This window comes from Lelliottia sp. RD5, assembly GCF_056032945.1.
The window spans coordinates 96,505-113,147 of the sequence record NZ_JBVYHQ010000005.1; the positions used below are offsets into that span (position 1 = coordinate 96,505).

The following is a 16,643-nucleotide window of genomic DNA, read 5'->3' on the forward strand; positions in this document are numbered from 1 at the left end:
GTTGACCTCTTAATTCTGTAAAACGGATGACACCAGCAGCTGCGTGTAGGGGTGATGCGGATCGTCGAGCACGCGGTCGGTTAAACCACTTTCCACCACCTGGCCCTGCTTCATCACCAGCAAACGATCCGCCAGCAGACGCGCCACGCCCAAATCGTGGGTGACAATCACCACCGCCAGATCCAGTTCCACCACCAGACCGCGCAGCAAATCCAGCAGCCGCGCCTGGACCGAAACGTCCAGCCCACCGGTCGGCTCATCCATAAACACCAGTTTGGGATGGGTCACCAGATTGCGGGCAATTTGCAGGCGCTGCTGCATCCCGCCGGAAAACGTGGTCGGCAGGTCGTCGAGGCGCGACGCGGGGATTTCTACCTCTTCCAGCCACTGCTGGGCGGTGGCGCGGATCGTGCCGTAATGGCGCGCGCCGGTAGCCATCAGCCGTTCACCGATGTTTCCTCCCGCCGACACCTGGCGGCGCAGGCCGTCCATCGGATGCTGATGTACCACGCCCCATTCGGTGCGCAGCAGGCGGCGGCGCTCGGCTTCGCTCATGCCGTACAGCGACCGATCCTGATAGCGAATTTCGCCGTTTTGCGGCGTTAAGCGCGCGGAAATGGATTTCAGCAGCGTGGTTTTGCCGGAGCCGGACTCACCGACAATGCCCAGCACTTCGCCCGGCCACAGATCAAACGACACATCGCTAACGCCTTTTCCTGGCGCGTATAAATGGGTCAGGTTATTCACCGAAAGCAGCGGTTTCATTGGCCGTTCGCCTCGCTCTGTTGGCGACAGAAATCGGTGTCGGAGCAGACAAACATCCGTTTGCCCGTATCGTCCAGCACCACTTCGTCGAGATAGCTGTGTGTTGAGCCGCAGATGGCGCACGGCTCGTCCCACTCCTGCACCGTGAACGGATGATCGTCAAAATCGAGACTCTCTACGCGGGTATACGGCGGCACGGCGTAGATGCGCTTTTCGCGTCCGGCACCAAACAGCTGGAGCGCGGGCATCATGTCCATTTTTGGGTTATCGAATTTTGGGATGGGTGACGGGTCCATGACGTAGCGTCCGTTCACTTTCACCGGATAGGCGTAGGTGGTGGCGATATGGCCGAAGCGGGCGATATCTTCGTACAGTTTCACCTGCATCACGCCGTACTCTTCCAGAGCGTGCATGGTGCGGGTTTCCGTTTCGCGTGGCTCGATAAAACGCAGCGGTTCCGGAATCGGCACCTGGAAAATCAAAATCTGGTCTTCGGTGAGCGGCGTTTCGGGGATGCGGTGGCGGGTCTGGATGAGCGTGGCGTCTTCGGTGCGTTCGGTGGTGTGCACGCCCGTCACGCGCGTGAAGAAGCTGCGGATCGACACGGCATTGGTGGTGTCGTCTGCGCCCTGGTCGATCACCTTCAGCACGTCCTCCTCGCCAATCACGCTGGCGGTAAGCTGAATTCCGCCGGTTCCCCAGCCGTATGGCATCGGCATTTCACGGCCACCAAACGGCACCTGATAGCCGGGAATGGACACCGCTTTTAAGATGGCGCGGCGGATCATGCGCTTGGTTTGCTCATCCAGATAAGCAAAGTTATATCCGCTGAGGTTAGCCATTTTTGCGCTCCCGTTGCAGACGTTTCAGCAGTTCCAGCTCGGCCTGGAAATCGACGTAGTGAGGCAGTTTGAGGTGCGAGACAAAACCCGCCGCCTCGACGTTATCCGCGTGCGCCAGCACAAACTCTTCGTCCTGCGCCGGGCCCGCAATGCTCTCGTCGTAGTCGGGGGCCTGTAGCGCGCGGTCTACCAGCGCCATCGCCATCGCTTTGCGTTCGCCCATGCCAAACACCAGCCCGTAGCCGCGCGTAAAATGCGGATCTTCCTGCGCGGGCGCGACGAATCCGTTGACCATTTCGCACTCGGTGAGCAGCAGTTCGCCGACGTTCACGGCAAAACCCAGCTCTTCCGGCACGATTTCGATCTCCACATGGCCGCTGCGAATTTCCGCCGCGAACGGGTGATTGCGCCCGTAGCCGCGCTGCGTGGAATAAGCCATCGCCAGCAGATAACCTTCGTCACCCCGCATCAGCTGTTGCAGCCGCGACGAACGTGAGCACGGATAAACCGGCGGCGTGCGGGTCACATCATCGGGCGCGGCTCCTGAGTCTTCTTCCGCTTTCGCCAGCCCCTGATTCGCCAGCAGGCTAAACACGTGCGGAGACGACTCGTGCTCGGCGTCGCGGGTGTGCAGCGCAGGCACTTCGCCGTTTGCCAGCAGGGTGAAATCCAGCAGGCGATGGGTGTAATCGTAGGTCGGGCCAAGCAGCTGGCCGCCAGGAATATCTTTGTAGATCGCCGAGATTCGGCGCTCCAGGCGCATCTCGGCGGTGTTAATCGGCTCGCTAACCGCCAGTTTTGCCAGCGTCGTGCGATAGGCGCGCAGCAGGAAAATGGCTTCGACGTTATCGCCGCTGGCCTGTTTCAGCGCCAGTGCTGCCAGTTCGCGGTCGGCAATGCCGCCTTCGGTCATCACGCGGTCGACGGCGAGATTAAGCTGCTGTTCTAGTTGGGCGACGTCCAGCTCGGGCAGCTGTTCATCGCCGCGTCGTCTGGATTCCTGCAACGCATGGGCGGCGGCTATCGCCTTCTCGCCCCCTTTGACGGCGACGTACATCAGCACACCTCGACATGCGTGGTCCGCGGAATTGCCAGCAGGCGCTCGCCGCAGGTGAGGATCAGATCGATACCCAGCGGGAACGGATGCGGACGCTCGGTGAGTTCATGAATGATGCATTCCGGCAGCTGCGGCGCGACCATGCGTTCATCGGCAATCCCGGCACCCGTCAGGCGCAGCATGCGGCCGCCGCTCAGGCTTGAGACCTGCAAAATCAACGTAGCGCTGGTTTCCGGCGCGACGGCTGTGCCTTCGGAAAGCGCGTTCAGTTGCTCGTGACTGATTTTTTCATCCGCGACGGCGAACAACGCCTGCTGCGGCTGATCGACCAGCGGTGCGCTGGTGTGAAAACGCAGGTTCTGGCTGGCAATATCATTTTGCAGGCTGGCTGACAGCCACACGGGCGTGTCGCTGTCAGCAAGGGTCAGCAGCACGCTGGTGGTGGCGAGATTCAGCGGCTGCCAGCCGTGGGTGAGTTGATGCAGGGAGACAATCACGCCCGGCTCGCTCATGGCTTTGAGCAGACGACGAAAACTGTGTTGGGCATCCTGCACGGGCAGCGTAAAAGCGGGTTTGAGAGTCATGCGTTATCTCCGCGAACGAGCGTAAAGAAGTCGACCCGGCTGGTGTTCACTTCGGCCTGACGCGCGGCGAGACGTGCGGCGCGATCGGCTTCCAGCGGGGCAATTAAGGTTTCCATCAGGGTCTGAAAATGAGGTGGTTCTTGCAGCAATGCGTCGATAACGGCGCACCGCTCGGCGTGGTCTTTATTGCGCCCGAGCAGATAGCTGTAGCCGAGCGTCCCGCTGGCAAGGCGAATTACCGCGCGGGTCAGCGTGGCGTCACCGGCAAAAAAACGGGTACCTGTGCCGCCCATTCGCGCCTGGATCTGCACCAGACCGATTTCGGGCGCGCGGATCGGCGTATAGTCCGCAGTGATATTCAGCCGATGCATGTGTGCCTGCAGCGCGGCGGGCTGGCTGTGCGCGAGCACGCTCATCCAGCGCTGGCGAATGGAGGGGGTGAAATGCATTCAGTGCTCCATGGTGAATTCGATCATGTCGGCGCGGGTCAGGCTGACGGAATATTCCGTCGCGTTGATCTCGCCGTCACGATGGTTAAGGGTGCGAACGCAGAGCAGCGGCGCCATGTTGGGGATCTCCAGCACTTTGCTTTCTTTGGCCTGCGCGCGACGGGCGCTGATCCGCGTCTGGGTGCGCTTGAGCGCGATCCCGGTCGAATCAAACAGAAAATCATGCAGCGAACCGCTGGAGAAATTTTGCAGCACCGGCCACAGGGTGAGGTCGGCGAAGTAGTGGTCGATCTGACAGACCGCCACGCCGTTGACGCGCCGCAGGGTGCGCAGATGCACCACGTTATCTCCCTCCTGAATCCCCAGCGCATCGGCGATATGGCTGGAGGCCGGGCGCAGCACCGAGAGCAGTTTTTCGCTGGTCGGGTGGCTGCCCTGATCGAGTAAATTCTGGCTAAAGCGCGCCTGCGCATTCAGCGGGTAGTCGAACGGGCGCATCAGCACCAACACGCCCACGCCCTGACGGCGCTGTACCCATCCGCGCTCAACCAGCTGGTCAATGGCGCGGCGCAGGGTATGGCGATTCACTTCATAGCGGTCGGCGAGCTGTTGCTCGGCGGGCAAAAAATCCCCGCAGCGATAGTGGGTGCGCAGCTCAACTTCGAGCTTTGCGGCAATCTCTTGCCAGCGGGTTGGGTAACTGGTCGGATGTCTGGATAAGTGCATAACAATCAATGCCTCGCTTCTTAGATGAAGTGCTTACGCAAACGTTGAGACAGGAAATCCAGCAGGCTGACGGTAATGATGATTAAAACCATCAACGCGCAGGTTTGCTGGAACTGGAAGCCGCGAATCGCTTCCCATAAGGTGACGCCAATTCCGCCCGCGCCGACCATGCCGACCACCGTGGCGGAGCGCACGTTGGATTCAAAACGGTACAGGGAGTAGGAGATCAGCAGCGGCATCACCTGGGGCAACACGCCGTAGAGAATTTCTTCGATTTTATTGGCACCCGTTGCGCGGATACCTTCGACCGGACCGGGTTCAATGGCTTCGACCGCTTCAGAGAGTAGCTTCGAGAGCACGCCGGTGGTGTGGATAAACAGCGCCATCACGCCCGCGAAAGGGCCAAGGCCGACGGCGACCACGAACAGCATCGCGAACACCATTTCGTTGATGGCGCGGCAAGCGTCCATCAGACGGCGCATCGGCTGGTAAATCCACCACGGCACGATGTTTTCGGCGCTCATCAGGCCAAACGGGATCGAGAGAATCACCGCGAGCGCGGTGCCCCAGACGGCGATTTGCAGGGTGACCGCCATTTCGCTGAGGTAATCCTGCCACTGGCTAAAGTCCGGTGGGAAGAAGTCGGCGGCGAAGGTCGCCATGTTGCCGGAGTCCTGAATGAGCATCAGCGGGTTCATTTCCGCGCCCTTCCAGGAGACGATCAGAACCGCCAGCAAAATCGCCCAGCTGATCAGCGAGAACCAGCTACGCTTCGGCGGTGGAACGGTGATGGTTTGCATGTTTAGCTCCGGTATTTTTTCCCCTCTCCCTGAGAGAGGCTGCTATCTGGTACGACTTTTCTCCCTCACCCGTGAGAGAGGTCGCTACCTGGTGCGGCTTTTCTCCCTCTCCCTGTGGGAGAGGGTCGGGGTGAGGGCATCAGCGTGTGCATTTCCCCCTCTCCCTCAAGGGAGAGGGGACTGTTCTTTTCCTCCCTCAGCGAGAGGGAGAAAAAGGTTATTGCACCACTTTATTCACGCTGGTCATCGCGCTCAGGGCGGCGGTCAGACGGTCGAGATCTTCCAGCTGCGCCTGCAATCCAGAGACTTTGCTGGTCTTCTCTTCCGCACTCAGACCTTTGTTATCTTTTACACTCTGCATCTGCTTAAACAGCGCGAGCTGGCGAATCGGCACCAGTTGAAGGTCGCTGGAGGCGCGGAACGGTGCCCATCCCAGACGTTCCAGCACGGTTTTCTCTTCTGGCGTTTTGCCGTAATTCATAAAGAAGTCGTACACCTTGTCCTTGGTGCCTTCGGAGAGGTTTTTACGCCACACGATCGGGTCGCCAGGGATCAGCGGCGATTTCCAGATAACCTTCAGCTGTTTCAGTTTTTCGGGTGCGGAGGTTTTCAGCTTGTCGAGGTTTTCAGTGTTGTTGGTGGCAACATCGACCTGTTTATTGGCGACAGCCAGCGCGTTGGTTTCATGCCCCGCATTAACGGTGCGTTTGAATTCGCTGGTGGAGATATTGTTTTTGGCGAAGACGTAATAGCCCGGGACGAGGAAACCGGACGTTGAGTTCGGATCGCCGTTACCAAACGTCAGATCTTTGCGCCTGGCGAGCATGTCATTGAGGTTATTGATTGGGCTGTCTTTGTTGACGATCAGTACGCTCCAGTAACCCGGAGAACCGTCTGCGGCGACAGTCTGTGCAAAGACCTGACCGTTAGCGCGATCCACTGCTTCCATGGCGGAGAGGTTGCCGTACCAGGCGATATCCACTTTGTTAAAGCGCATGCCCTGGATAATGCCCGCGTAATCCGGCGCGAAGAAGGCATTCACTTTGATCCCCAGTTTGGTTTCCATATCTTTCAGGAACGGTTCCCACTGGGGCTTGAGGTTTTGCTGTGATTCGGTCGAAATGATGCCAAAGTTCAGCACTTTTTCCTGTTCTTCGGCGTACGCCGGGCTTAACAGGGTGCTGATACTGAACATGCTGGTGAAAGCCAGCGCGGCAACGGCTTTATAGCTCATGTACTTTCCTCACGTTGACATTGTTCCAGGCTATTTCATTGGCAAACCTGGTCTTTTTGTGTGCGTTAAGCAGCCTGTGCCTTCTCTTCGACGCGGTTAATGCCGCGGTAGAGATGGTCAAAGCGGTCGTTATCAAAGGCCTGGCTTGAACCGTCGTAAAACACGTGCCCCTGACGTAGGGCGACGATGCGCTCGCAGTAGCGCAGGGCGTAATCCACCTGATGCAGCGTCACTACCACGGTGATGCCGTCGTTCTGGTTAATGTCGCGCAGGGTTTCCATCACGATGCGGGCAGATTCCGGATCGAGAGAGGCAATGGGTTCATCGGCCAGAATGACGTTGGCTTTTTGCATCAGCGCCCGTGCAATCGCCACACGCTGCTGTTGTCCGCCGGACAGTGTGGAGACACGCTGGTGGGCAAAATGCGCCATCCCGACGCGGGTCAGCGCCTGAAGAGCCTGTTGTTTTTGGGCGGGTGAGAACCAGCGCAGGAAGGTGCGCCAGAAAGGGGTGCTGCCGAGCGCGCCAATCAGCACGTTTTCCAGCACCGTCAGGCGGTTTACCAGGTTGAACTGCTGGAAGATGTAGCCGGTTTGCGCGCGGCTTTTACGGATGTCACTCGCCAGACGACCCGCGCGCTGCACGGTATTTCCCAGCAGTTCGACGTGGCTTTCAGGGGTTTTATCACCCGTGATTAAGCCGCTCAAATGGCGCAGAAGCGTGGATTTTCCTGAACCGGAAGGCCCCAACAGCGCCACCATTTCGCCTTTCTCGACGGTCAGATCAACGGCATGCAGGGCCTTATTGTGATGAAAGGTCTTGCTCAGTTTCACGACGCGGATGACAGTTTGCATGTGCTGGGCCTCACGATAAATGTGGCCTCATGCTGGCGGATTATTGTGACATTTGGGTTAAGTATTGGTTGCGGGAGTTTGAAGAGTTGAGGCGAAAGCGATGACAGGCGGAAGCACGCGGCCTCCGCCAGAATGCTACTGCTGTTTCACGACGTTGATCATCCATGGCACGCCATATTTGTCGGTGACTTTACCGAAGCCGTGCGCCCAGAAGGTTTCTTGCCACGCCATGTCGATATTGCCGCTTTCGGCGAGATTATCGAACCAGCGTTTGCCTTCTGACACATCCTGCGTGTCGAGCACCAGCGTAAAGCCTGCGTAATGGGCTTTTTCTCCGGGCAGGCCGTCGCTCATCATAATATCGCTACCGGCGATACGAACGTTGGAGTGAGCAATGGCGGAGTCAGGGAACGACATGCCGGAAGGGCAGCCGTCTTCGCTGTGCTCGTCTTTGGGCATTTCACCGAAGGTGATTTTGTAGAGGAGTTCTGCGCCGAGCGTTTGCTGATAAAAGGCGGTGGCCTCTGCACAGTTTCCGGCAAAAGAGATATAGGGACTTAACGGCATAATCATTACCTCAGGTAAGAGAAGCTCGATAAGTGTAGTTCCAGTCAGCCCGGTAAGCTAAGCGCTACCGGGCTGACAAATCAGTTCTTTTTGACGAATTCTGATTTAAGCTTCATTGGGCCAAAGCCGTCAATTTTGCAGTCAATATTATGGTCGCCTTCAACCAGACGAATATTCTTCACCTTAGTGCCGATTTTCAGCATGGAAGAACTGCCTTTCACTTTCAGGTCTTTTACGACGGTGACGTTATCGCCATCGACCAACAGATTACCGTTGGCGTCTTTTACGATCAGCGCATCGCTATCTTGCGACGTTTCGGCGTCATTCCATTCATGGGCGCATTCAGGGCAAATGAACATGCCATTATCTTCATAGGTGTATTCGGAATTACATTTTGGACAGTGTGGAAGAGACATATCGGTATCCTCTAAAAGTGCGAACGGGGCTGGAAAGCGCCAGCCAAAAACACGGCAGTTTGCCGAAAAAGGCGTCAAGTATAGCGTAAGTCCCCACTTTTGTCGGTGATATTCTTTTTTTAAAAAATAAATAAAACACCGCAACTGGAGTGACATTTCCTGTCAGTCAGTTAAGCGATGCTAACAGCGTGCTTAAGAGATAAACATCGCGATGAAATATATAGAATATTTTATTGCGCAAATTGCCAGGTACAGACATTTCGGATAAGGTGAGGTGCGCTGTTGTTATTTATCAACGGCAACCGGGTTTGCCACTTCTACTTGGGTGACCGGGAATTACCTCTCTTTTTAGGTGGGTAAATTACGTTGATATATCCTATAGCTCCATAAAAATGGTCTACGCTCATTATCTTTCGCCTTTTCTGGCCGAGAGGAGTGTACGAGCGCTCTACGCTGCAAACAGATTATATTTGGTTTGTCATCAGACGCTTATATTCAATGAACCTAATTTCCACGCGTAATCAAAAAAGCCGAAATTTCATTATTAAAACTATCTGGCTTAATAAAAGTAATAAATTTGCGTTAAGGAAAGGCTTTTATCATGCACACACAAACAATATTTGAATTGAGCCAGGAAGCAGAGCGTCTGCTACAACTTGCTTTACAGAATCTTGATGCCCTGAAATCAATGCCGATTGCGGCACTTGATAGCACCACGGCGGCAATAACCGGTGTTAGCAATAATGTGCTGCCTTTGCACTTCAGCACCCGCGGTGTTGAAACCCAGCTGTCGATGCTGAATAACGAATTACGTAAAATAACCCGTCTTGAGATGGTGCTGGCGATTGTTGGCACGATGAAGGCCGGGAAATCGACCACGATTAATGCGATTGTCGGAACGGAAGTTTTACCCAACCGTAATCGTCCGATGACCGCCTTGCCGACGATGATCCGCCACACGCCCGGGCAAAAAGAGCCGGTGCTGCATTTTGCCCACGTTTCACCGATCGACACGCTGATAAAACAATTGCAGGAAACGCTGTGTAACCACGATCGCGGCCAACTGACGCAGCGCCTCGAAATTGATAAAGATATGAATGCGTTGCTCGGGCGCATTGAGCAAGGTAAAGCCTTCGAAAAACACTACCTTGGCGCGGAGCCTATTTTCCAGTGTCTGAAAAGCCTGAATGATTTAGTGCGGCTTTCTCAGGCGTTAGGCGTTGATTTCCCGTTTACTGAGTACACCGCGATTGAGCATATTCCGGTGATTGAAGTGGAGTTTGTCCACCTCGCCGGCATGGACTCTCACCTGGGGCAGTTGACGCTGCTGGACACGCCGGGGCCGAATGAAGCCGGGCAGCCGCATCTGCAAAAAATGCTTAACGAACAGCTGGCGCGCTCCTCGGCGGTGCTGGCGGTGATGGACTACACCCAGCTTAAATCGATCTCCGATGAAGAAGTGCGACAGGCAATTTCGGCGGTGGGCAAATCGGTGCCGCTGTACGCGCTGGTGAATAAATTCGATCAGAAAGACCGCAATAGCGATGATGAAGAGCAGGTGCGGGCGATGATTTCCGGCACGCTGATGAAAGGCAATATTTCGCCGGGGCAGATTTATCCTGTCTCTTCGATGTGGGCTTATCTGGCGAATCGTGCGCGCTTTGAAATCGCCAACCATGGGCGTCTGCCGGACCATCAGGAGCAGCGCTGGGTGCAAGATTTTGCGGAAGCCGCGCTGGGCCGCCGCTGGCGCACGGCGGATCTGGATGATGTCGAACATATTCGCCATGCCGCCGATCTGCTGTGGGAAGATTCACTGTTTGAACAGCCGATTCGCAAACTGATCTATGCCGCGTATGCCAATGCGTCGCTGTATGCGCTGCGCTCGGCGTCCCACAAACTACTCAACTATGCGCAGAACGCCCGTGAATATCTGGATTTCCGCTATCAGGGGCTGACGGTCGCGTTTGATGAGCTGGAGTTGAATATTTCGCGTCTCGAAGAGGATATGGCACTGCTTCAGACGCGTCAGGATGTGGTGAGCGACGAAGTCGGACACGAAGTGAAGCAGGCGCTTGATGCGGCACATACGTTTATCACGCATCAGCAAAACCAGATTCAGCAGTCGATTAGCCAGATTTTCAACGGTGATAACGTTCTCGATTTGGCGGGTATTGATCGCATGAGTTTGCGAAACGGGGCGCAGCATGAAATGGGGCAACTGGTGCTTGATGACGAAGGCCAGGCGCAGATTGTGCTAAGCAAAATCCGTTCATCCTGTGAGCTGGTCATGCTGGATGCGCAGGGCAAAATCAGCCGCGAGCTGGCGCTGCGTTTTGATCAGCTTGAGTCGACGCTGGCGCGTTCCCTGAACGAAGCAATGCGTCCGATCGAGAAACGCATCAAGGAAGAGCTAAGCCACGCTGGATTCCGGGCGCGGATCAGCTTCCCGGCCTTCCAGGCCAGTCAGCTCAACTTCAACACGCGCGGGTTGTTTAACGACGCGATTGCCTCAGAAAATCGTCCTGCCGGTGAGGTCGCTGGTGCCAGCAGCGTGCGCGAAACGGTTTCCCGCTGGCTCAACAATCCGGGTTGGGGTTGGGAGGATTGCGTGGTGACGCGTACGCGATACGTTATTGACGTGGCGCAGCTTCATACGCGAATTAAAGAACATATTGATCGATTTTGTGAACAAATCTATAAAGCTTTGGTGGCGCAGGTCGATGTTTCTGTTATGGCAGGTATGGCAACGTTTTTTGCGGAATTCTCGCTGTGCCTCACCGGATTACAGGAAAGCTTGCGTGATAGCCTCGCAGTGCGACAGCAAAATGAGCATTCAACCCGAGCGCTCAGCCAGCTGTTGCAGCAAAGTATTACAACTGCGACGTGGATTCAGGAAGATACCCGATTGTTACGCGATGATATTCAAACCTTATTCGCGGCAGAGCAACCATGACAACCCCATTGCTGGACGGTCCCGGGCGGACGCTAGAGTGTATTCATCCCAAATTTATGGTTGATTTGGTGCAAGGAGTGGACGCGGTGCGTCTCACTCCGCTGGTACCTCAGCAGCAGCAGTTTCGTGAGCGTTTAGCCCAGGAGATCATGACTCAGACGAAGCTTCGACCCTGGGCGATGACGGGAATGTTCAGCGAAAATGCTGCGCTGCGGCTGGGTCTGGCGGAAAAACTGGCCGGCATGTTCGATCCCGGGCATCTGGCCTTAACGCGTATGACCGACAAATTAGCCTCTTTGCGCCAGCAAACTAACCGTCCCAGGCAACACTCTCTGGGATTGATGCAGCAATATGACGCTCTCTCCTCTTATTTTCACCAGCGCGCGGCCTATAAAGAAAAAGCGTTGTCACAGCGTGGCTTAACGGTGCAGGCGGGCGAACACAGCGAGCAAATCTTTACCCACTGGCGAGCGGGACAATACGATGGCTGGTCGCTGGCGGGACGGTGCTACGTCGCGCTGGAAGAGCTGCGCTGGGGCGCATTTGGTGATGCCTGCCGTCTGGCGAATGATGATGTCGCGGCGATGCTGAAGGATAATTTACGCAGCCTGACGGCTAACTACCTTGCCCAAGGCATTAATGCCTCGCCAACAACACGTCATTTTTATCATCAATGGCTTGCAACGCCGGTATCGCCGGGCTTAATGGATCATAAAGATATGCTCGGCTGGCTGGGGGACTGGTGCCATGCAGACCGTCATCCGGTGAGTTGGTCGGTGACGCAGAGCTGGCAAACGGTGTCGCTTGGCATGCCGCGATTGTGTTCGGCGAAAAGGCTGGCGGATGCGATGGTGGGCGAGATATTTGGTGAATAATAGCGCGTTGTTACAACAAAAAAACCTCTCAGATGAGAGGTTTTTTTATGTGAGAAGCTTAGTGGTGCAACGATTCGACTGGCTGTGGCTCGACGTCGGCTTTCGGGATATTGCCGTAGCGCTTCGCATACAGTGCAGTGATGATAGGCACCAGAATAGCGGTCACGATGACTGACGCGGCCACCAGCGCCGTCGCAGAGGCCGCAACAGGCTCGAATGACGGGTTAATCTGCGCAATGATCATCGGGTTCGCCACCGCAGCGCCTGCGGCTGACGACGCGGCGACACCGGCGGTACCATTCCCTCCACCAATCACGCGGTCGGCAATAATCAGCGGGATACCGGTGATAGCGATAACCGCAACACCCAGCACAATACCCAGCAGGCCGGTATCCATTATCACGTTCAGGTTGATGGTATTACCCAGCGCGAAGCCGAAGAAGGGGATCAGAACCGGCGTTGCTTTGCTGAAGAAATCGCGCAGGTCGGTGTCCAGGTTGCCCAGGGCAAAACCAATCAGGAACGGCAGGACTGCGCCAACGAAGTGGTGCGGTTCAAACGATGCCAGTCCAGCGGAGCCGAGGATTAACATTGTCACCAGCGGGCCAGATTCCAGAGACATCAGCACGAATGCGCCGGACTCTTCTTTCGTGCCGTACTGATTCATCAGGCTGGCGTAGAGGCCGCCGTTGGTCATGTCCATGGCAGACACGATTGCCAGAACCGAGAGACCGGCGAAGAAACCGGTTTGAATGCCATTCTCAGGAATGAACATCGCACAGACCATGGCGACAACCCAGGCAACCGCAATTTTGGTGAGCACTAACGTACCGGATTTGCGTAAAACGGTTCCGGTTGCACGTAAATTAATGGATGCGCCAATACAGAAAAACCACACCGCCAGAATAGGCACAGTGCCGGAAATCATTCCTTTGGTAAAACCGCCGAAATAAGCACCAGTATTCGGCGCCAGGGTATTTAAGATTGCGCCAAGCACCAGGGGGACCAACATCATCCCGCCAGGGATGCGTTCAATTGTGGCTTTGATTTTCATGATAAATCCTCACATCTTATCTCGCGTTTCTGGCGGACAAGTCGGGTAGAAATTCGTATTAAATTCAACTTATTGTGAATTTTTACTGTCTGGCGAACCGTCTGTTTAACCAGAAGTCGTAATCATTTTTACTTTGTTTACGGCTGGCGAAATGCACCCGGAGCGGCGTGGTCGGGCTTATCATCTGATCTTTGGAATTATGATTCAATGAAAATAAAACAATGTTTTAGTTATCTGGATCACATATTTTTGTAAACGCGTGTCTACATTATTATTAATTAAAAATGCTGTGAATTTAATGTGAATAAAGGTGAGTGATTTTTCGAACTTTGATGAAAGTAATAACCTAAGAAAGTGAATTCTAAAGGACATAGAACGTTCAAGGTTAAAGAAGGGCGTTTACGTTTTCTGACAACATCTGACACCCCACGTAAATATCTGTGAAGTTGATCACTAATTTAAAGGCTGGTAGGGTAAAGACGTCACTAACTGCCCAGACAGGCGTCAACAGGTTCGGTTGTATCGACGAGAAACGTCAATGTAAGTAAACCTGCTACGCTTGAATAAGAAGAGTCGCATGAGGCGAATTCGAGGTTCACAGACCGCAAGAAGATCTGTGGTATGGACAGGGCTGAGTCTACGAGGATAGCAATGCTTAAAAGGAAAAAAGTAAAACCCATTACACTGCGCGACGTCACTATCATTGATGACGGCAAGTTGCGTAAAGCCATTACCGCCGCGTCGCTTGGTAACGCGATGGAGTGGTTTGATTTTGGTGTATATGGTTTCGTTGCCTACGCATTAGGTAAAGTCTTCTTCCCGGGTGCCGATCCGAGCCTGCAGATGATCGCGGCTTTAGGTACTTTCTCCGTACCTTTCCTGATTCGCCCGCTGGGCGGCTTATTCTTCGGGATGCTGGGCGACAAATATGGTCGCCAGAAGATACTCGCCATTACGATTGTGATTATGTCGGTCAGCACGTTCTGTATCGGCTTGATTCCGTCGTATGCGTCGATTGGCATCTGGGCACCTATATTGTTGCTGCTGTGTAAAATGGCGCAGGGCTTCTCGGTCGGCGGTGAATATACCGGTGCCTCGATCTTTGTCGCTGAGTATTCTCCGGACCGTAAACGCGGCTTTATGGGAAGCTGGCTGGACTTTGGCTCTATTGCCGGGTTTGTGCTGGGTGCAGGCGTCGTGGTGCTGATTTCCACCGTCGTCGGCGAAGATAATTTCCTTGAGTGGGGCTGGCGTATTCCGTTCTTCCTGGCGCTGCCGCTGGGTCTGATTGGTCTATACCTGCGTCATGCTTTAGAAGAGACACCTGCGTTCCAGCAGCATGTTGAAAAACTGGAGCAGGGCGATCGCGAAGGGCTGCAGGAAGGACCGAAAGTCTCCTTTAAAGAGATTGCGACCAAACACTGGCGTAGCCTGCTGACCTGTGTCGGTCTGGTCATCTCGACCAACGTGACCTATTACATGTTGCTTACCTACATGCCGAGCTACCTGTCGCATAACCTGCATTACTCCGAAGATCACGGTGTGCTGATTATTATCGCCATCATGGTGGGGATGCTGTTTGTGCAGCCGATTATGGGCCTGCTGAGTGACCGCTACGGTCGCCGTCCGTTCATTATTCTGGGCAGCGTTGCGCTCTTACTGCTGGCGATCCCGGCCTTTATCCTGATTAACAGCAATGTGCTGGGCCTGATTTTCGCCGGTCTGCTGATGCTGGCGGTGATCCTGAACTGCTTTATCGGGGTGATGGCGTCAACGCTTCCGGCAATGTTCCCGACGCATATTCGCTACAGCGCGCTGGCGGCGGCGTTTAACATTTCGGTGCTGGTTGCCGGCCTGACGCCGACCATTGCGGCCTCGCTAGTAGAAAGCACGCAGAACCTGATGATGCCAGCGTATTATCTGATGGTGATTGCGGTGATTGGTTTGATTACCGGCCTGACCATGAAAGAGACCGCGAATCGCCCTCTGAAAGGGGCAACGCCTGCGGCGTCTGACCTTCAGGAAGCGAAAGAGATTCTGCGTGAACACTACGACAATGTTGAGCAAAAGATTGACGATATTGACGTAGAGATTGAAGAGCTGCAGAAAAAGCGCTCTCGTCTGGTGGATCAACATCCGCGCATTAACGAGTAAAACGGAAACCCGCTTCGGCGGGTTTTTTATTGCTCTGCGTTTATGGAACTGCTGTGGGCGTTTTTTTGATGAGACGTCGAACGGCAAACACCAGATAGATAAAGGCGATATTTAAGATGAGTGAGACCAAAAAAACGGTGCTCATAAAAATATCATCCCACATTCCTTCTGGTATAAATTCAGTGTGATACGCATGCACTTTATCCCACAGCCAGTTTTCAGGCAGAAAAACGAATGCCAGCGCCATAAACATCACATAAGACGCCATAAAAAATAACCATGACAGAACATATTTTGTTGAAGTCATTAGTAAACCTGCACAGTGCCATAGGCCGTCAGTGATGCCGTTATTTTTACCGTGGCCGTCTGTAACAACGACGCTCTTAAAACGTCAAATTCTGATGCGCTGGCGAAAGTGATGCAGCCTTCACTCACACCTTTGTAACCCGCGGGATGTAAGCGAAAATTTCCTCGAGCCACTTGCTCAATGAATGTTACGTCGTCAATGCTACCGTCATCTCGAAACAGAGCGAACCAGATGGAGCGGTCGGAACCGCTTATTATTGAAGCGAAGAAATCACGATACGGGCCTAATCTCCCGCCTTCGGGGCGACTTACGATGTAGTATCGGCCGACGGGAAGTGGTCCAATTTTTTTGATTCCGGTGGATTCAGGATTATTTCTGCTCGTTCCGGCATAACCTGAATATGCTCTAAAAAATCCCACGCCTGGGCAGCTTAAAACGCTCATTCCTGCGCCGTTGAGTCTGAAAGTACATCGGATCATCTTTCATTCCATGAATCGGTGAAAAGAATATTCCCGTCGCAATACTTCCAGGTAATTTTCTCGTAACGAAGGGATATTGCCTCGAGATGATTATGCTTTTCCATTGCGGGGTTTTTAACGTCGTGCATGACGGGGCAAACGGAAACCACTTTGACGTTTTCCAGTAACATGTTGAAGTATTCAGCTTCCTGTCCGGCGTCGTTAATTTGATACCATTTAAACTCTGCACTGTGGAGAGTTTGGCCTGTGGCGACGGCTTTATAGAGATAGGGACTCGCTGAATCGAATTCTTTCTCGAAGGTCAGGGCGCTATGTACCCGTGTACCGGTGATTTTTCCTGTCGTGTTATCCGTGGGCAGAAACAGACCATGCGCGAAGCCAGGCACCTCTATGCTGCCTTCGCGATCCCGTATATCAACGGAACCTTTTATCGCTGCACCGCCATCGTCCTTGAGCCATAAATAGGCTGGAATAGCCATTATTTTACCCTCCATTCCTTGTGTGTATTTGGCGAGTATAGGCGT

General features: G+C 54.3%; 18 protein-coding genes. 3 read left to right on the forward strand and 15 right to left on the reverse strand.

The genetic code is table 11. The features are described from left to right. Nucleotides 1-9: 9 nt before the first annotated feature. The 11 genes from phnK to AC0LWE_RS16175 form a co-directional block, all read right to left on the reverse strand. The gene (gene phnK / locus AC0LWE_RS16125; protein WP_219347148.1) at nucleotides 10-765 is read right to left on the reverse strand and encodes a phosphonate C-P lyase system protein PhnK; all 756 of its coding nucleotides are present in this window, start codon (nucleotides 763-765) and stop codon (nucleotides 10-12) included. Continuing rightward, a complete protein-coding gene (gene phnJ, locus AC0LWE_RS16130; RefSeq protein WP_202714472.1) occupies nucleotides 762-1,607 on the reverse strand; it encodes an alpha-D-ribose 1-methylphosphonate 5-phosphate C-P-lyase PhnJ in 846 nt (281 codons plus the stop codon). The genes phnK and phnJ overlap by 4 nt, the downstream gene beginning before the upstream one ends. After that, on the reverse strand, nucleotides 1,600-2,664 hold the full coding sequence (locus tag AC0LWE_RS16135; protein ID WP_219347147.1) for a carbon-phosphorus lyase complex subunit: 1,065 nt from the start codon (nucleotides 2,662-2,664) through the stop codon (nucleotides 1,600-1,602). Before AC0LWE_RS16135 ends, phnJ begins: the two co-directional genes overlap by 8 nt. After that, nucleotides 2,664-3,248, reverse strand: a complete 585-nt coding sequence (gene phnH, locus AC0LWE_RS16140; protein ID WP_202714474.1) for a phosphonate C-P lyase system protein PhnH — start codon at nucleotides 3,246-3,248, stop codon at nucleotides 2,664-2,666. The genes AC0LWE_RS16135 and phnH overlap by 1 nt, the downstream gene beginning before the upstream one ends. Next, nucleotides 3,245-3,697, reverse strand: coding sequence for a phosphonate C-P lyase system protein PhnG (phnG, locus tag AC0LWE_RS16145; RefSeq protein WP_131486866.1), 453 nt, complete (start codon nucleotides 3,695-3,697; stop codon nucleotides 3,245-3,247). Before phnG ends, phnH begins: the two co-directional genes overlap by 4 nt. Next, nucleotides 3,698-4,423, reverse strand: a complete 726-nt coding sequence (gene phnF, locus AC0LWE_RS16150) for a phosphonate metabolism transcriptional regulator PhnF (RefSeq protein ID WP_202668075.1) — start codon at nucleotides 4,421-4,423, stop codon at nucleotides 3,698-3,700. 20 nt (nucleotides 4,424-4,443) lie between these two features. Continuing rightward, the gene (phnE, locus tag AC0LWE_RS16155; protein ID WP_202694599.1) at nucleotides 4,444-5,223 is read right to left on the reverse strand and encodes a phosphonate ABC transporter, permease protein PhnE; all 780 of its coding nucleotides are present in this window, start codon (nucleotides 5,221-5,223) and stop codon (nucleotides 4,444-4,446) included. Nucleotides 5,224-5,440: 217 nt separating this feature from the next. After that, a complete protein-coding gene (gene phnD, locus AC0LWE_RS16160) occupies nucleotides 5,441-6,457 on the reverse strand; it encodes a phosphonate ABC transporter substrate-binding protein (RefSeq protein WP_202668073.1) in 1,017 nt (338 codons plus the stop codon). A gap of 65 nt (nucleotides 6,458-6,522) precedes the next feature. Continuing rightward, on the reverse strand, nucleotides 6,523-7,311 hold the full coding sequence (phnC, locus tag AC0LWE_RS16165; protein WP_202694598.1) for a phosphonate ABC transporter ATP-binding protein: 789 nt from the start codon (nucleotides 7,309-7,311) through the stop codon (nucleotides 6,523-6,525). A 135-nt stretch (nucleotides 7,312-7,446) separates the two neighbouring features. Beyond that, entirely contained in the window at nucleotides 7,447-7,878 is a 432-nt protein-coding gene (yjdN, locus tag AC0LWE_RS16170; protein WP_202694597.1) for a VOC family metalloprotein YjdN, read from the reverse strand. 80 nt (nucleotides 7,879-7,958) lie between these two features. After that, complete coding sequence (locus AC0LWE_RS16175) at nucleotides 7,959-8,294, reverse strand: zinc ribbon domain-containing protein YjdM (RefSeq protein WP_011915573.1); 336 nt, start codon at nucleotides 8,292-8,294, stop codon at nucleotides 7,959-7,961. Nucleotides 8,295-8,895: 601 nt separating this feature from the next. Here AC0LWE_RS16175 and crfC point away from each other — a divergent pair. Further along, on the forward strand, nucleotides 8,896-11,250 hold the full coding sequence (crfC, locus tag AC0LWE_RS16180) for a clamp-binding protein CrfC (RefSeq protein ID WP_219347146.1): 2,355 nt from the start codon (nucleotides 8,896-8,898) through the stop codon (nucleotides 11,248-11,250). Then, a complete protein-coding gene (locus tag AC0LWE_RS16185; RefSeq protein WP_219347145.1) occupies nucleotides 11,247-12,125 on the forward strand; it encodes a YjcZ-like family protein in 879 nt (292 codons plus the stop codon). The genes crfC and AC0LWE_RS16185 overlap by 4 nt, the downstream gene beginning before the upstream one ends. A gap of 58 nt (nucleotides 12,126-12,183) precedes the next feature. On the opposite strand, the gene kdgT is transcribed toward AC0LWE_RS16185, so the two are convergent. Continuing rightward, nucleotides 12,184-13,179 carry a 2-keto-3-deoxygluconate transporter gene (gene kdgT, locus AC0LWE_RS16190; protein ID WP_131486873.1) on the reverse strand — a complete coding sequence of 332 codons (996 nt, stop codon included), beginning with the start codon at nucleotides 13,177-13,179 and terminating at the stop codon, nucleotides 12,184-12,186. Between the two features lie 651 nt (nucleotides 13,180-13,830). On the opposite strand from kdgT, the gene proP reads away from it, so the two are divergent. Next, nucleotides 13,831-15,333 carry a glycine betaine/L-proline transporter ProP gene (proP, locus tag AC0LWE_RS16195; RefSeq protein WP_059179896.1) on the forward strand — a complete coding sequence of 501 codons (1,503 nt, stop codon included), beginning with the start codon at nucleotides 13,831-13,833 and terminating at the stop codon, nucleotides 15,331-15,333. A gap of 40 nt (nucleotides 15,334-15,373) precedes the next feature. On the opposite strand, the gene AC0LWE_RS16200 is transcribed toward proP, so the two are convergent. The 3 genes from AC0LWE_RS16200 to AC0LWE_RS16210 are packed head-to-tail and all read right to left on the reverse strand — an operon-like array spanning nucleotide 15,374 to nucleotide 16,598. Next, entirely contained in the window at nucleotides 15,374-15,640 is a 267-nt protein-coding gene (locus AC0LWE_RS16200; RefSeq protein ID WP_131486875.1) for a hypothetical protein, read from the reverse strand. Further along, nucleotides 15,640-16,119, reverse strand: a complete 480-nt coding sequence (locus tag AC0LWE_RS16205; protein WP_202668066.1) for a DUF2778 domain-containing protein — start codon at nucleotides 16,117-16,119, stop codon at nucleotides 15,640-15,642. Before AC0LWE_RS16205 ends, AC0LWE_RS16200 begins: the two co-directional genes overlap by 1 nt. Continuing rightward, on the reverse strand, nucleotides 16,116-16,598 hold the full coding sequence (locus tag AC0LWE_RS16210) for an Hcp family type VI secretion system effector (protein WP_059179899.1): 483 nt from the start codon (nucleotides 16,596-16,598) through the stop codon (nucleotides 16,116-16,118). The genes AC0LWE_RS16205 and AC0LWE_RS16210 overlap by 4 nt, the downstream gene beginning before the upstream one ends. Nucleotides 16,599-16,643: the final 45 nt, after the last annotated feature.

Coding starts and splice junctions, on each gene's coding strand:
- proP (WP_059179896.1), top strand. CDS start 13,831: ATGCTTAAAAGGAAAAAAGTAAAACCCATTACACTGCGCGACGTCACT.
- AC0LWE_RS16205 (WP_202668066.1), bottom strand. CDS start 16,119: ATGATCCGATGTACTTTCAGACTCAACGGCGCAGGAATGAGCGTTTTA.
- phnJ (WP_202714472.1), bottom strand. CDS start 1,607: ATGGCTAACCTCAGCGGATATAACTTTGCTTATCTGGATGAGCAAACC.
- AC0LWE_RS16210 (WP_059179899.1), bottom strand. CDS start 16,598: ATGGCTATTCCAGCCTATTTATGGCTCAAGGACGATGGCGGTGCAGCG.
- AC0LWE_RS16185 (WP_219347145.1), top strand. CDS start 11,247: ATGACAACCCCATTGCTGGACGGTCCCGGGCGGACGCTAGAGTGTATT.
- AC0LWE_RS16200 (WP_131486875.1), bottom strand. CDS start 15,640: ATGACTTCAACAAAATATGTTCTGTCATGGTTATTTTTTATGGCGTCT.
- phnC (WP_202694598.1), bottom strand. CDS start 7,311: ATGCAAACTGTCATCCGCGTCGTGAAACTGAGCAAGACCTTTCATCAC.
- phnF (WP_202668075.1), bottom strand. CDS start 4,423: ATGCACTTATCCAGACATCCGACCAGTTACCCAACCCGCTGGCAAGAG.
- kdgT (WP_131486873.1), bottom strand. CDS start 13,179: ATGAAAATCAAAGCCACAATTGAACGCATCCCTGGCGGGATGATGTTG.
- yjdN (WP_202694597.1), bottom strand. CDS start 7,878: ATGCCGTTAAGTCCCTATATCTCTTTTGCCGGAAACTGTGCAGAGGCC.
- crfC (WP_219347146.1), top strand. CDS start 8,896: ATGCACACACAAACAATATTTGAATTGAGCCAGGAAGCAGAGCGTCTG.
- phnH (WP_202714474.1), bottom strand. CDS start 3,248: ATGACTCTCAAACCCGCTTTTACGCTGCCCGTGCAGGATGCCCAACAC.
- AC0LWE_RS16175 (WP_011915573.1), bottom strand. CDS start 8,294: ATGTCTCTTCCACACTGTCCAAAATGTAATTCCGAATACACCTATGAA.
- phnE (WP_202694599.1), bottom strand. CDS start 5,223: ATGCAAACCATCACCGTTCCACCGCCGAAGCGTAGCTGGTTCTCGCTG.
- phnG (WP_131486866.1), bottom strand. CDS start 3,697: ATGCATTTCACCCCCTCCATTCGCCAGCGCTGGATGAGCGTGCTCGCG.
- phnK (WP_219347148.1), bottom strand. CDS start 765: ATGAAACCGCTGCTTTCGGTGAATAACCTGACCCATTTATACGCGCCA.
- phnD (WP_202668073.1), bottom strand. CDS start 6,457: ATGAGCTATAAAGCCGTTGCCGCGCTGGCTTTCACCAGCATGTTCAGT.
- AC0LWE_RS16135 (WP_219347147.1), bottom strand. CDS start 2,664: ATGTACGTCGCCGTCAAAGGGGGCGAGAAGGCGATAGCCGCCGCCCAT.